Origin of the sequence: Pseudomonas sp. GM24 (assembly GCF_000282235.1) — a bacterium.
Classification (GTDB): Bacteria; Pseudomonadota; Gammaproteobacteria; order Pseudomonadales; family Pseudomonadaceae; genus Aquipseudomonas.
In genome coordinates, this window is the sequence record NZ_AKJR01000083.1 from 1 (window position 1) to 12,645 (window position 12,645).

The window sequence follows — 12,645 nt, forward strand, 5'->3', positions numbered from 1 at the left end:
GAGGGCTAGGGTGAGGGGCTATTGAACGAATACCCTCAAACCCACGTCATACCCATCCTTGAGCTAGCGTAGGAAAACTACCGCCTAGCCGTACGATTAGTCCTTACCACCTCATCCATGTTTAACTTGAACGTTCATTCAAGTTAAACCGGTGGTTCGCTGCCCGCTCACAACAGGAGGCTTGCCTTTGCTGAGTCCGATCATTTCAGCCACGTTTCAACCCCTCGAGGTGCACGTTTCATGAGTGCATCGTCTACCCCCGCCAGCGGTCTGGTGCGCATGAATCCGCCGGTGTTCTACTTCGCCGCGACGGTCATTCTGCTGTTTGGTCTCGTTGTTATCGCCATGCCTGAGCAGGCCGGCGCCTGGCTGCTGGAAGCGCAAAACTGGGCGGCCAATACGGTCGGCTGGTATTACATGCTCGCGATGACCCTGTATCTGGTCTTCGTGGTGGTCACCGCCTTATCCGGCTACGGCAAGATAAAACTCGGTGCCGACCACGACGAGCCCGAATTCAGTTACCTGTCCTGGGCCGGCATGCTGTTCGCCGCCGGGATCAGCATCACGCTGTTCTTCTTCTGCGTCTCTGAACCGCTGACCCACATGCTGCAGCCGCCGCAAGGCGAGGCGGGCACCGCGGATGCGGCGCGTCAGGCCATGCAGATTCTGTTTCTGCACTGGGGCCTGCATGGCTGGGGCGTGTTTGCCTTCGTCGGCATGGCGCTGGCCTATTTCGCTTACCGCCACAACCTGCCGCTGGCCCTGCGGTCGGCGCTGTATCCGCTGATCGGCAAACGCATCAACGGCCCGATCGGTTACGCAGTGGATGGCTTCGGCATCATTGCCACGGTGTTCGGTCTGGGCGCGGACATGGGCTTTGGGGTACTGCACCTCAACTCCGGTCTCGACTACCTGTTCGGTATCGCGCACACCCAGTGGATTCAGGTCGGCCTGATCACGCTGATGATGGGCGCGGCGATCATCGTGGCCGTCTCCGGCGTCGATAAAGGCGTGCGGGTGATGTCCGACATCAACATGCTGCTGGCCTGTGCGCTGCTGCTGTTCGTGTTGTTCGCCGGGCCAACCCAGCACCTGCTCAACACCTTGATCCAGAACCTTGGTGACTACCTCGGCGCCTTGCCGATGAAGAGTTTTGATCTCTACGCCTACGACAAACCGAGCGACTGGCTCGGTGGCTGGACAGTGTTCTACTGGGCCTGGTGGATTGCATGGTCGCCATTTGTGGGCCTGTTCATCGCACGGATTTCCCGTGGCCGCACCATCCGCGAATTCGTTTTCGGTGTGTTGTTGATTCCGCTCGGTTTCACCCTCGCGTGGATGTCGATTTTCGGCAACAGCGCGCTCGATCAAGTGCTCAATCACGGCATGAGCGCGTTGGGCATGTCGGCCATCGACAACCCGTCGATGAGCATTTACCTGCTGCTGGAAACCTACCCGTGGAGCAAAACCGTCATCGCTGTGACGGTGTTTATCAGCTTCGTGTTCTTCGTCACGTCTGCCGATTCCGGCACCGTGGTGCTCTCGACGCTGTCGGCCAAGGGCGGCACCCCGGACGAAGACGGGCCGAAATGGCTGCGGGTGTTCTGGGGCGCGATGACCGCGCTGATCACCAGTGCGCTGCTGTTCTCCGGCAGCATCGATGCGCTGAAATCGGCGGTGGTGCTGACGTCGTTGCCGTTCTCGTTGATTCTGTTGCTGATGATGTGGGGCCTGCACAAGGCTTTCTATCTGGAGTCGCAGAAGCAGATCGCGCAGTTGCATTCGCTGGCACCGGTCTCCGGTTCGCGGCGCGGCACGGGCGGCTGGCGCCAGCGCTTGAGTCAGGCTGTGCACTTCCCGTCGCGGGACGAGGTGTACCGCTTCATGGACACCACGGTGCGTCCGGCGATTGAAGAAGTGACGGCGGTGTTCGTCGAGAAAGGCCTCAACGTGGTCACCCAGCCGGATCCGGCGAATGACAGCGTCAGCCTGGAAATCGGCCATGGTGATGCGCATCCGTTCATCTATCAGGTGCAGATGCGCGGCTACTTCACGCCGTCGTTCGCGCGTGGCGGGATGGGCTCGAAGCAGCTCAACAATCGTCGCTACTACCGCGCCGAAGTGCATTTGAGCGAGGGCAGTCAGGACTACGATCTGGTCGGTTACACCAAAGAGCAGATCATCAACGACATCCTCGACCAGTACGAACGCCATATGCAATTCCTGCATCTGGTGCGTTGATCGGCGGTTGGGCGCCGGGTCTGCTTAGGACTCGGCGCTCAGCACCATGAACAACACCATTGCCGCCATCGGCACGCCGAATACCGCACTGCCAATCGCTATTTCCGAACCCACGGACTGGCCGGCATGCACCACTCCCACCGCGCCATTAATCACCGTCAATGCCAGCCACAGGGCGGCGAAGCCGTAGGCCATGGTCTGGCGGCTGAAGCCGATGCGCTCGCCGATGTAGAGCATCAGGGCGAGCAGGACCAGGCCGAAGAAAATGATGATGGCGGTGTGCATGGGGCGTTCTGCCTGATGGAGGTGCAGTGCCGGGAAGAGCCCCTTCGCGAGCAGGCTCGCTCCCACAATGAAACTCGGCTGGACATAAATTTCATGTACACAGGAAATCCCTGTGGGAGCGAGCCTGCTCGCGAAAGGGCCACCTCGGTGTTCTTTAGAGCATAGCCAATCCAGCCTCTGCCATATTCCTCAGATGCTTTCCCGTTCGATGACTTGGCACTGCAGCAGGTTCAGACGTTGCACCTCGTCGCTCGGCAATACGCCAAGGCTTTCCAGTACGCGGGTTGCAGCCAGTACGCCGATCTCCAGTGCCGGTGGTTTGATCGTGCTCAGACTTGGCAAAAGCATCTCGGCGAACGGGTAGTCGCCGAAGCCAAGAACGGCGCAGTCTTCGGGGATTTTCAAACCCGCGCGTTGCCCGGCGAGCAGGCCGCCGGCGGCGAGGTTGTCGTTGGCGAAGATGATCGCGTCGGGGCGCGGTGAGGCGCTCATCAGGGCGTCCATCGCCTGTTTGCCGGCCTCGAATGGTGCGCGATCAGCGTCAGGGGCGAAGACCCAAGGATCCAGGCCGGATTCGCGCAAGGTCGCCGCGTAACCGTCGCGGCGCTCCAGTGCGCTGAAGTCGCCCGCAGCGCTGTTCTGCACGAAGGCGATACGTTGGTAGCCTTTTCCGAGTAGATATCTGGCGGCCGTCACGCCCACTTCAAAATGCGAAAAGCCGATCTGCATCGGCTCACGATCCGGCTGGTAATCCCAGGTTTCAATCACCGGAATATCCGCTTCGGCGATCATCTTTTCCGTGCCGGCACTGTGAAAGTGACTGGTCAGCACCAGCGCCGCCGGCGACCAGCCGAGAAACGCGCGCACGGCGTTTTCTTCCTGCTCGGTACTGAAGTAACTCGACGCCAGCAACAGCTGATAGCCATGGCGACTAAGCGTATCGCTGAAACCCTGAATGGTATTGGCGAAGATCGGCCCGGAGATGTTCGGGATGACCATGCCGACGATTTTGCCCCGCGCCGAAGCCAATCCGCCGGCCACCAGATTCGGTACGTAACCCAACTCCGCCACCACCGTCGCAATCCGCTCGCGGCGCTCGGGCGAAACCTGTTCGGGCTGATTGAAATAGCGCGACACGGTAATCGCCGAAACCCCAGCCTCACGTGCCACAGCATTCAAGGTCACGCGTCCGGCGCCACGGCGTTTGCGGGTTTTTTCTTCGCTCAAGGCTCGATCCTTCTTAAAAACCAAATCGCATATAAAAGTAATTTTTCAGTATTGGACGCTCTATGTGCTGCTTGCCAATACTGTTGATGGTAGCGCTAACAAAGCGCGCTGTCTGCTACTCGCTCGAGCGAATGCCCAAGACACCGATTCAGGCGCTGTCGTCGCAGAACGGCAGCGGTTAAGGGCCAATTTCGAGCGGGCAAACATGCACAACATTCCTGGGGCGACACACACACTGGCGCAGTCGATTCGCGCTGCCGGCTGGTTATTCACGGGGTTGGCGGCGCTGCCGTTGCCCAACGCATTCGCTGCCGAGAGCAGTGATCAGGAGCCGACTCTCAAACCGGTGACCGTCACCGCCACGCGCCGCGAAGAGTCGCTGCAAAAAGTGCCGGTGGCGGTCTCGGTGATCGACGGCGAACAGCTTGAGCGCGATAACCGCAACGGCGTGGCCAGTATCGTCCAGCAAGTGCCGTCGCTGAATTTCCGCACCGGCGCATCGAACAAGGACACCTCGTTATTCGTGCGCGGCGTCGGTACGATTTCCACCTCGCCTGGCGTCGAGCCGACCGTGGCGACGGTGATCGATGGCGTGGTGTATGCGCGGCCGGGGCAGTCCACGCTCGATCTGCTGGATCTGGAACGCGTCGAAGTATTGCGTGGTCCGCAAGGCACGCTGTTTGGCAAAAACGCTTCGGCCGGTGTACTCAACATCACCAGCAAGGCACCCACCGCCGAGACCCACGGTTACATCGATCAGTCGTATTACAGCGGCAACGAAAGCCGCACCCGTTTCGGCATTGGCGGCAGCCTGATACCGGACACGCTGAAAGGCTCGATCAGCACGCTGTTCGGCACCTACGACGGCAACGTCGACAACCAACACAACGGTCAAGAGGTCAACGGCTACAACCATCGTGGCGTGCGCGGAAAACTCGAATTCACCCCGAATGACGACGTCACCTTCACCTTGATCGCCGATTACATGCAGTCCCACGACGACGGTCCCAATGGCGTTGTCAGCAAGTCGCTGACCCCGGCCTTCGCCAATGCGCTGAGCCCGGTCAATGCGAGCAGCCACAACCGTGACATCAACACCGACACCCGCTCACACGTTGAGGACATCAACAAAGGCCTGTCCGGCCAACTCGACTGGCAACTGGGCGATTACACACTGACGTCGATCACCGCATGGCGCGGCTGGGACAACACCCAGTATCAGGATGGTGACCGTCTCGGTACCGTGACAGCCGCGTTCCCCGGCACCGCGGACAAGGGCGATCTGGCCTTCGATCAATACTCGCAAGAGTTGCGTCTGGCCTCGCCGAAGGGCGAGTTCCTCGAATACGTCGGCGGTCTGTTCTACATGCACGGCAAGGACGACGAGACCTATCAGCGCACGCTGACAACGACCACGCGCACCGATCGCGGCGTCGCTGATTACAGCACCAGCAGCGACAGCTATGCGGTGTTCGGGGAGAGCACGCTGAACTTCACGTCGGACTTTCGCGGCATCGCCGGCCTGCGCTACACCCACGATGATCTCGAATACGATCACCGCCGCGTTTCGACCTCCGCGACCACGGTCAGCGGTATCCAACCGGCGACCAGCAGCTCAGGTTCTGTCGACGAAGACGGCTGGTCCGGCCGCCTCGGTGTGCAATACGACTTGAGCGACGCCGTCACTACGTATCTGACCTATTCGCGCGGTTACAAAGGCCCGGCCTACAACGTGTTCTTCAATATGCAGCCGCGTGATACCGAAGCACTGAAACCGGAAACCTCCAACACCTGGGAAGCGGGGATCAAAGCGACGAGCTGGAACAATCGCCTGACCACCAACCTCGCGGTGTTCCACAGCGAGTACGACAACTATCAGGCGAACTTCTTCGACACCGTCGCCGGCCAGGTTGTGACGCGTCTGATCAACGCCGGCAGTGTCAGTACCGAAGGCGTCGAACTCGATTACGCCTTGCAGGCCACTCAGCAATTGAAGCTGTCCGGAGCGCTGGCTTACACCCGCGCGCGCATCGACGAATTCGCCTGCCCGGCGGGCGCGGCGGCGTCGTGCAACGTTAACGGCAAACCGCTGCCGTTCAGCCCGGACTGGAAAAGCTACGTGCGCGCCGACTACAGCATCCCGCTGGATAACGGTCTGGATATCGAACTCGGCACCGACTACAGCTGGCAGAGCGAAGTGCAGTACGACATCAGCCAGAATCCCGACACCAAGCAGGGCGCCTACGGCCTGTGGAACGCCAGCGTCGCTCTGGCCGATTACAGCAACGGCTGGCGCGTCGCGCTGCTGGGCAAGAACCTCACCGACAAGTCCTATTCGCCATTGCTCGCCAGCGGCGGCAATTACATTTATCGCGCCGTGCCACGGGATGACGAGCGCTACTTCGGCGTGCAACTGCGCAAGGATTTTTGAGATGAGCAGACAGTTGAAACTCGGCGCGTTTCTCATGGCCACCGGGCACCACGTGGCGGCGTGGCGTCATCCGGATGTGCCGGCCAACGCCGGCCTGGATTTCACCCACTACAAACAACTGGCGCAGATTGCCGAGGCGGCGAAGTTCGATGCGTTGTTTGTCGCTGACAGCGTCGCCGCGCTGACTCAGGACATCGCCAGTCGTATGGCGCGGTCGGATCATTTTGAACCGCTGACGTTGCTCTCGGCGCTGAGTGCCGTGACCGAACACATCGGCCTGATTGCGACGGCAACCACCAGCTACAACGAGCCGTATCACGTGGCGCGCAAATTCGCCTCGCTAGATCACTTATCAGGCGGCCGAGCGGGGTGGAATCTGGTGACCTCGGACAATGCTGCCGAGGCGCTGAATTTTGGTCGTGATGAGCATATCGGCCATGCCGAACGCTACAGCCGTGCGCGCGAATTTCATCAGGTAGTGACCGGGCTTTGGGACAGTTGGGAGGATGATGCGTTTGCGCGCGACAAGGCCAGTGGGGCGTATTACGACCCGTCGAAACTGCATGTGCTGGATCACGTCGGCGAGCACTTCCAGGTCAAAGGCCCGCTGAACGTTGCGCGTTCGCCGCAGGGGCAACCGGTGATTGTTCAGGCTGGCTCTTCGGAAACCGGGCGCGAATTGGCGGCGCAAACCGCTGAAGTGGTGTTCACCGCACAGACTTCGCTGGCCAGTGCCCAAGCGTTTTACGCCGACCTCAAGGGACGTCTGCCCAAGTACGGGCGCAGCGCCGATTCGCTGAAAATCATGCCCGGGGTTTTTGTCGTGGTCGGAGGCAGCGAAGCCGAAGCACAGGAAAAATGTGAAACGTTTCAGCAATTAGTCGAACCCGAGGTTGGCGTTGCCTTGCTTGGGCGTATGCTGGGTAACTTCGATTTGTCGAAGTACCCGCTGGACGGGCCGTTGCCGGAGTTGCCGCTGACCGAAAGCGGTCAGCAGAGCCGGCAGAAATTGCTCACTGAACTGGCGGGCCGGGAGAACCTGACCCTCGCCGAACTCGGTCGCAAGATTGCCGGCGGGCGCGGGCATTACAGCCTGGTCGGTACACCGGAGCAGATCGCTGATCGCTTGCAGGAGTGGTTCGAACAGGGCGCGGCGGACGGCTTCAACGTGCTGGTACCCCACTTGCCGGGCGGTCTCGAAGACTTCGCCAATGGCGTGGTCCCGGAACTGCAACGGCGTGGGTTGTTCAGAACTGAATACGAAGGCCGGACGTTGCGCGAGAACCTTGGCCTGGCTCGACCCGGCAATAGATTTTTGTAGCACCCAATCGCTAGCAGGCTAGCTCCCACAGGAGACTGCATTCCAATGTGGGAGCTAGCCTGCTAGCGATGAAGTCGACACCCATTTCAAGACAGACAAGAGAGGATTCGATGACTTACACCGCTGCCGAAAACCGCTACGACTCCATCCCTTACCGCCGCGTCGGGCGCAGTGGTCTGGTGCTGCCGGCGCTGTCGCTGGGCCTGTGGCACAACTTTGGCGACAGCACGCCGATCGACACCCAGCGCGCCTTGCTGCGCACAGCGTTCGATCTGGGCATCAACCACTTCGACCTGGCCAACAACTACGGCCCGCCGTACGGCAGTGCCGAGATCAATTTTGGCCGCCTGCTGCGCGAAGACTTCAAGCAGTACCGCGACGAACTGATCATCTCCAGCAAGGCCGGTTGGGACATGTGGCCCGGCCCTTACGGCCAGGGCGGTGGCTCGCGTAAATACGTGCTGGCCAGCCTCGACCAGAGCCTGCAACGCCTCGGTCTGGACTATGTGGATATCTTCTATTCGCACCGCTTCGACCCGGACACCCCGCTGGAAGAAACCGCCAGCGCCCTGGCTACAGCCGTGCAGCAGGGCAAGGCGTTGTACATCGGTATCTCGTCGTACTCGGGGGTGAAAACCCGTGAGATCGCGGCGCTGTTGAAAGAGTGGAAAGTGCCGCTGTTGATCCACCAACCGGCGTACAACCTGCTCAATCGCTGGGTGGAAAAAGACCTGCTGGATACCACCGATGAACTCGGCACCGGCGTGATCGCGTTTACCCCGTTGGCGCAAGGTCTGCTCACCGACAAATACCTCAATGGCGTGCCGGCGGATGCGCGGGTCAATCGTCCGGGTGGTGGTTCGTTGCAGGCTTCGCACCTGTCCGAGGCCAACATTGCTCATGTGCGGGCGTTGAATGAAATCGCCAAGCGTCGTGGCCAGAGCCTGGCGCAATTGGCGTTGGCGTGGACGCTGCGCGATCCTCGGGTGACGTCGGCGCTGATTGGTGCGAGCCGGCCGGAGCAGATTATCGAGAACGTCGGGGCGTTGAAGAATTTGAGTTTCAGTGCTGAAGAGTTGGCAGAGATTGACCGGTTTGCCCAAGAGGGCGGGATCAATCTTTGGGAGAAGCCTTCGACGGCGGAGTGATGAAGATTGGGTTGGGTCAGCAAGATCCAACCCCCTCACCCCAGCCCTCTCCCCCAGGCGGGCGAGGGGGAAAGGGAGCAGATCTTCATGCCTTTCAAAACTTGAATTCAACCCGACATTTCAGGTCGATGTAGCTCGTACAAACACCTCGGTCAGTCCCCTCTCCCTCGGGGCGGTCCGACGTTTCGGGAGGGTTAGGGTGAGGGGCTTTTGGCTTTAAAACGTCTCAACGAAAAAACGGCACATCCCCCAACACCGTCGCCCGCTGCATCACCCGCCGCTCCGGCCGATAATCATCCACCGCGTAATGCTGCGTCACGCGGTTATCCCAGAACGCAATGTCGTCCTTTTGCCAGCGCCAGCGAATGGTGAATTCCGGTCGCGTTGCATGGGCGAACAGAAACTTCAGAATCGCTTCGCTCTCGGTTTCCGACAGCTCATTGATCTTCGAGGTGAAGCCTTCATTGACGAACAACGAGCGCCGCCCGCTGACCGGATGCGTACGAATCACCGGGTGCGACAGCGGTGGATTCTTGCGTCGCGCCTCTTCCCACTGCGCCAATGCTTCAGGCGTGTTGCCATAGCGCTCCAGCGGAAACGAACGAGTGAAATCGTGAGTTGCAGTCAGCCCTTCCAGCAAGCCTTTCAGCGGCGCCGACAGCGCTGCATACGCGGCAATGCCGCTGGCCCACAGCGTGTCGCCACCAAACTCCGGCAGCAACTTGGCGCTGAGCACCGCGCCCATCGCCGGCGTTGGCAGGAAGGTCACGTCGGTGTGCCAGATCGCGTTGTCGCGCACGTCGGTGACGGCGGTGTCGAGGATCAGCACTTCCGGTTGTTCCGGCACGTTCGGGTAGATCGGGTGAATGTGCAGGTCGCCGAAGTAGGCGGCAAAACGCGCCTGTTGCGAAGGCTCGATTGGCTGGTTGCGGAAGAACAACACTTGATATTTGAGCAGCGCCTGTTCGATGGCGTCGCGGTGTTCCAGGGTCAACGGCTGGCTGATGTCTACGCCGCTGATCTGCGCGCCGAGGGCTGAGCTTAAAGGGGTGATGCTGAGGCTGCTCATGGTCTTTCTCTTCAAGTCTTGGGCCCCGATGTGTCGGGGTAGTCAGTGCTGAAAAATCAGTGGGCCTGGCCGTGCCATGGCACCAGTTTGCGCTGCAGGGCGCGCAGGCCCATTTCCATGGCGAAAGCGATCAGGGCGATGACCAGAATCCCCAGCACCACCACGTCGGTGACCAGGAACTGCGCAGCCGACTGCACCATGAAGCCCAAACCGCTGGTGGCGGCGATCAGTTCAGCCGCGACTAGCGTCGACCAACCAACCCCCAGACCAATGCGCACGCCCGTCAAAATGTCCGGCAACGCGCTCGGCAAAATCACATGACGAATCAGCTGCAAACGCGTCGCGCCCAACGACTGCGCCGCACGCAATTTCGCTGGATCAACCGTGCGCACGCCGGTGGCAGTAGCGATGGCAATCGGCGCGAAAATCGCCAGATAGATCAGCAGCACTTTCGACAACTCGCCGATGCCGCACCAGATCACGATCAGCGGCAGATAAGCCAGCGGCGGAATAGGGCGGTAGAACTCGATCAGCGGATCGAGCACGCCACGGGCGATACGGTTGGCGCCGATCGCGATGCCCACCGGTACGGCAGTCAGAATCGCAAAACCGAGGCCCAGACCGATGCGGCTCAGGCTCGCGCCGAGGTGCTGCCACAACGTCGAATCCATATAGCCCGTGGTCGCCAGCAACCAGCCCTTTTGCAGCACGGCGGAGGGGGGTGGCAGGAACAGCGGTTCGATCAATCCAGTAGCAGTCACCGCCCACCAGATGGCCAACAAAGCGAACAACGTCAGCAGGCTGATCCAGCGTGTACTGAGGCTGCGGCGCAGCGGAATCGCCACCGACGCGGTGGCGGGTTTTACCGCAGTCGAGGAAACGTCGTAACTGCTCATGCGCGCTCCTGCCGTTGCCCGGCGCTGCGTTGCGAGAACACTTTGCTCAGCACGTGTTCGCGGGTTTCGATAAAACGCGGATCGGATTTGATCGCGCGGGCGGACTCACCGGCGGCGTAACGCTGACCGAAGTCCAAGTGCAGACGCTCCACGATCTGCCCCGGATTCGGCGCGAGCAGAATCAGGTCAGTGGCGAGGAATACCGCTTCTTCAATGTCATGGGTAATCAGGAAAACCGGCTTGGCCGTGCGCTGCCAGACTTGCAGTAATAACTCCTGCATCTGTTCGCGGGTGAACGCGTCTAGGGCGCCGAAGGGTTCGTCCATCAGCAATACGCGCGGATCAGCGGCGAGGGCGCGGGCGAGGCCGACGCGTTGTTTCTGGCCACCGGAAAGCTGCCAGATACGACGGCTTTCGAAACCGGAGAGGTCAACCAGTGCGAGCATTTCGCGGGCGATCTTTTCGCGCTTGTCTTTGGCGACACCAGCCAGTTCCAGACCGAACGCGACATTGGCCAACACATCCTGCCAGGGCAGCAAAGCATCGTCCTGGAACACCACGCCACGTTCGGCGCTCGGGCCTTTGACCGGTACGCCGTCGAGGGTGATGCGCCCGGCACTCGGTTCGACGAAACCGGCAATCAGGTTCAACAGCGAAGTCTTGCCACTGCCGGACGGGCCGAGGGCGACCAGCAATTGCTGAGGCCCCAGGGTCAGAGAAATATCCGCCAGCACCGGTGTCGGGCTGCCCGGGTACTGTGCGCTGATGCGCTCCAGCTGTAGCAAGGCCATCGCAGTTAACTCCCGATCAGTTGGTGATGTATTTGGCGCTGACGTACGGCGCGTAGTCCGGCAGAACGGCTTCGACCTTGCCTTGCTCCTTGAGGAACGCGGCGGTGTCGGTGATGGCTTTGGTGGTCGGCGCGCCGAGGCTGACGACCTGATCCGCCGCCAGCGGGTAGACGTTGCCTTGCAGCAGCAACGGAATGTCGCTGGCCTTGGCGCCGGAGAGTTTCACCAGTTTGTCGACGTTGGACTGATTGGCGAGCCAGGCTTTCGGGTCTTTGCGGTAGTCGGCGTAGGCGTCGAGGGTGACCTTGGCGAAGGCGGTGACGATTTCCGGATGCTTCTCGGCGAAGTCCTTGCGCACGATCCACGCGTCGAAAGTCGGCGCGCCGAACTTGGCCAGCTCGCCGGAAGTGATCAGTACTTTGCCGTTTTCCTTGGCCACGCCCAGCGCCGGATCCCACACGTAAGTGGCGTCGATGTCACCGCGTTTCCATGCGGCAATGATCGCTGGTGGGGCGAGGTTGAGCACGGTGACTTTCGACGGGTCGATATTCCAGTGCTTCAGCGCGGCGAGCAGGCTGTAGTGACCGGTGGACACGAACGGCACGGCGATTTTCTTGCCGATCAGATCTTGCGGGGTCTTGATGCCGGAACCGTCGCGAGCGACCAGTGCTTCGGCGGCGCCGATCTGGGTGGCGATGAGGAAGGTTTCGACCGGGACTTTGCGGGTGATCGCGGCAGTCAGCGGGCTGGAGCCGAGGTAGCCGATCTGCACGTCACCGGAGGCGATGGCGGCGATGATGTCGGCGCCGTTATCGAACTTGCGCCAGGCGATGTCGGCTTTGGTGGCTTTTTCGTAAGCGCCGTCGGCCTGAGCGACTTTCGCCGGGTCAACAGTGGTTTGGTAAGCGACGGTGAGGTCGGCGGCCTGAGCCAGGAAACTTGCGGCAGCCAAGGAGGCTACGGCGAGCAGGCGAAGCGGGAAATTCAGTTTCATTGAACAGCTCCATATCAGGCGACCGAGCGTCGGCGTGAAAGGAGACTAAATGATCTAAGAATCGGTAAATAAATAACTTTTTAGAATGAGCTTATGAGCGGAAAAATCTAAGCGGGAGATGTGTTCGAGAAAAGTTGTGTCATTGAGATCCAGCCCCTCACCCCAGCCCTCTCCCAATGGGAGAGGGGGAAAGGGAGCAGATCGGGGGCTTTTCAAATCCTGAGTTCGACTTGGTCGTTCAG

Annotated in this window: 10 protein-coding genes; 4 read left to right on the top strand and 6 right to left on the bottom strand. The window is 60.5% G+C overall.

The window, feature by feature from the left end; translation table 11 throughout:
• Window positions 1-279: 279 nt before the first annotated feature.
• Window positions 280-2,241: a choline transporter BetT gene (betT, locus tag PMI23_RS12275; RefSeq protein WP_177321052.1), complete on the top strand. Its 1,962-nt coding sequence runs from the start codon at window positions 280-282 to the stop codon at window positions 2,239-2,241.
• Window positions 2,242-2,265: 24 nt separating this feature from the next.
• On the opposite strand, the gene PMI23_RS12280 is transcribed toward betT, so the two are convergent.
• Together PMI23_RS12280 and PMI23_RS12285 are read right to left on the bottom strand one after the other, a co-directional pair.
• Entirely contained in the window at window positions 2,266-2,526 is a 261-nt protein-coding gene (locus PMI23_RS12280) for a hypothetical protein (protein ID WP_007949845.1), read from the bottom strand.
• Between the two features lie 189 nt (window positions 2,527-2,715).
• Window positions 2,716-3,753, bottom strand: a complete 1,038-nt coding sequence (locus PMI23_RS12285; protein ID WP_007917910.1) for a LacI family DNA-binding transcriptional regulator — start codon at window positions 3,751-3,753, stop codon at window positions 2,716-2,718.
• A gap of 205 nt (window positions 3,754-3,958) precedes the next feature.
• On the opposite strand from PMI23_RS12285, the gene PMI23_RS12290 reads away from it, so the two are divergent.
• The 3 genes from PMI23_RS12290 to mgrA all read left to right on the top strand — a co-directional run bounded on the left by PMI23_RS12290 (window position 3,959) and on the right by mgrA (window position 8,653).
• Window positions 3,959-6,184, top strand: a complete 2,226-nt coding sequence (locus PMI23_RS12290) for a TonB-dependent receptor (protein WP_007917911.1) — start codon at window positions 3,959-3,961, stop codon at window positions 6,182-6,184.
• A 1-nt stretch (window position 6,185) separates the two neighbouring features.
• The gene (locus PMI23_RS12295) at window positions 6,186-7,505 is read left to right on the top strand and encodes an LLM class flavin-dependent oxidoreductase (RefSeq protein WP_007917912.1); all 1,320 of its coding nucleotides are present in this window, start codon (window positions 6,186-6,188) and stop codon (window positions 7,503-7,505) included.
• Between the two features lie 110 nt (window positions 7,506-7,615).
• Window positions 7,616-8,653: an L-glyceraldehyde 3-phosphate reductase gene (gene mgrA / locus PMI23_RS12300; protein WP_007917913.1), complete on the top strand. Its 1,038-nt coding sequence runs from the start codon at window positions 7,616-7,618 to the stop codon at window positions 8,651-8,653.
• Between the two features lie 226 nt (window positions 8,654-8,879).
• Here the strand turns inward: mgrA and tauD are convergent, their stop codons facing one another.
• From tauD to tauA, 4 genes are read right to left on the bottom strand one after another with little or no spacing between them, the layout of a single operon-like run.
• Window positions 8,880-9,722, bottom strand: coding sequence for a taurine dioxygenase (gene tauD, locus PMI23_RS12305; protein ID WP_007917914.1), 843 nt, complete (start codon window positions 9,720-9,722; stop codon window positions 8,880-8,882).
• A gap of 56 nt (window positions 9,723-9,778) precedes the next feature.
• Window positions 9,779-10,618, bottom strand: coding sequence for a taurine ABC transporter permease TauC (gene tauC / locus PMI23_RS12310; protein WP_007917916.1), 840 nt, complete (start codon window positions 10,616-10,618; stop codon window positions 9,779-9,781).
• Window positions 10,615-11,409: a taurine ABC transporter ATP-binding subunit gene (gene tauB / locus PMI23_RS12315; RefSeq protein ID WP_007917917.1), complete on the bottom strand. Its 795-nt coding sequence runs from the start codon at window positions 11,407-11,409 to the stop codon at window positions 10,615-10,617. Before tauB ends, tauC begins: the two co-directional genes overlap by 4 nt.
• A gap of 16 nt (window positions 11,410-11,425) precedes the next feature.
• A complete protein-coding gene (tauA, locus tag PMI23_RS12320; RefSeq protein WP_007917920.1) occupies window positions 11,426-12,403 on the bottom strand; it encodes a taurine ABC transporter substrate-binding protein in 978 nt (325 codons plus the stop codon).
• Between the last annotated feature and the right edge of the window lie 242 nt (window positions 12,404-12,645).

Bases quoted from the DNA above. Each gene is read 5' to 3' on its own strand.
- tauC (WP_007917916.1), bottom strand. From the start codon at position 10,618: ATGAGCAGTTACGACGTTTCCTCGACTGCGGTAAAACCCGCCACCGCG.
- betT (WP_177321052.1), top strand. From the start codon at position 280: ATGAATCCGCCGGTGTTCTACTTCGCCGCGACGGTCATTCTGCTGTTT.
- tauD (WP_007917914.1), bottom strand. From the start codon at position 9,722: ATGAGCAGCCTCAGCATCACCCCTTTAAGCTCAGCCCTCGGCGCGCAG.
- tauA (WP_007917920.1), bottom strand. From the start codon at position 12,403: ATGAAACTGAATTTCCCGCTTCGCCTGCTCGCCGTAGCCTCCTTGGCT.
- PMI23_RS12295 (WP_007917912.1), top strand. From the start codon at position 6,186: ATGAGCAGACAGTTGAAACTCGGCGCGTTTCTCATGGCCACCGGGCAC.
- PMI23_RS12290 (WP_007917911.1), top strand. From the start codon at position 3,959: ATGCACAACATTCCTGGGGCGACACACACACTGGCGCAGTCGATTCGC.
- tauB (WP_007917917.1), bottom strand. From the start codon at position 11,409: ATGGCCTTGCTACAGCTGGAGCGCATCAGCGCACAGTACCCGGGCAGC.
- PMI23_RS12280 (WP_007949845.1), bottom strand. From the start codon at position 2,526: ATGCACACCGCCATCATCATTTTCTTCGGCCTGGTCCTGCTCGCCCTG.
- mgrA (WP_007917913.1), top strand. From the start codon at position 7,616: ATGACTTACACCGCTGCCGAAAACCGCTACGACTCCATCCCTTACCGC.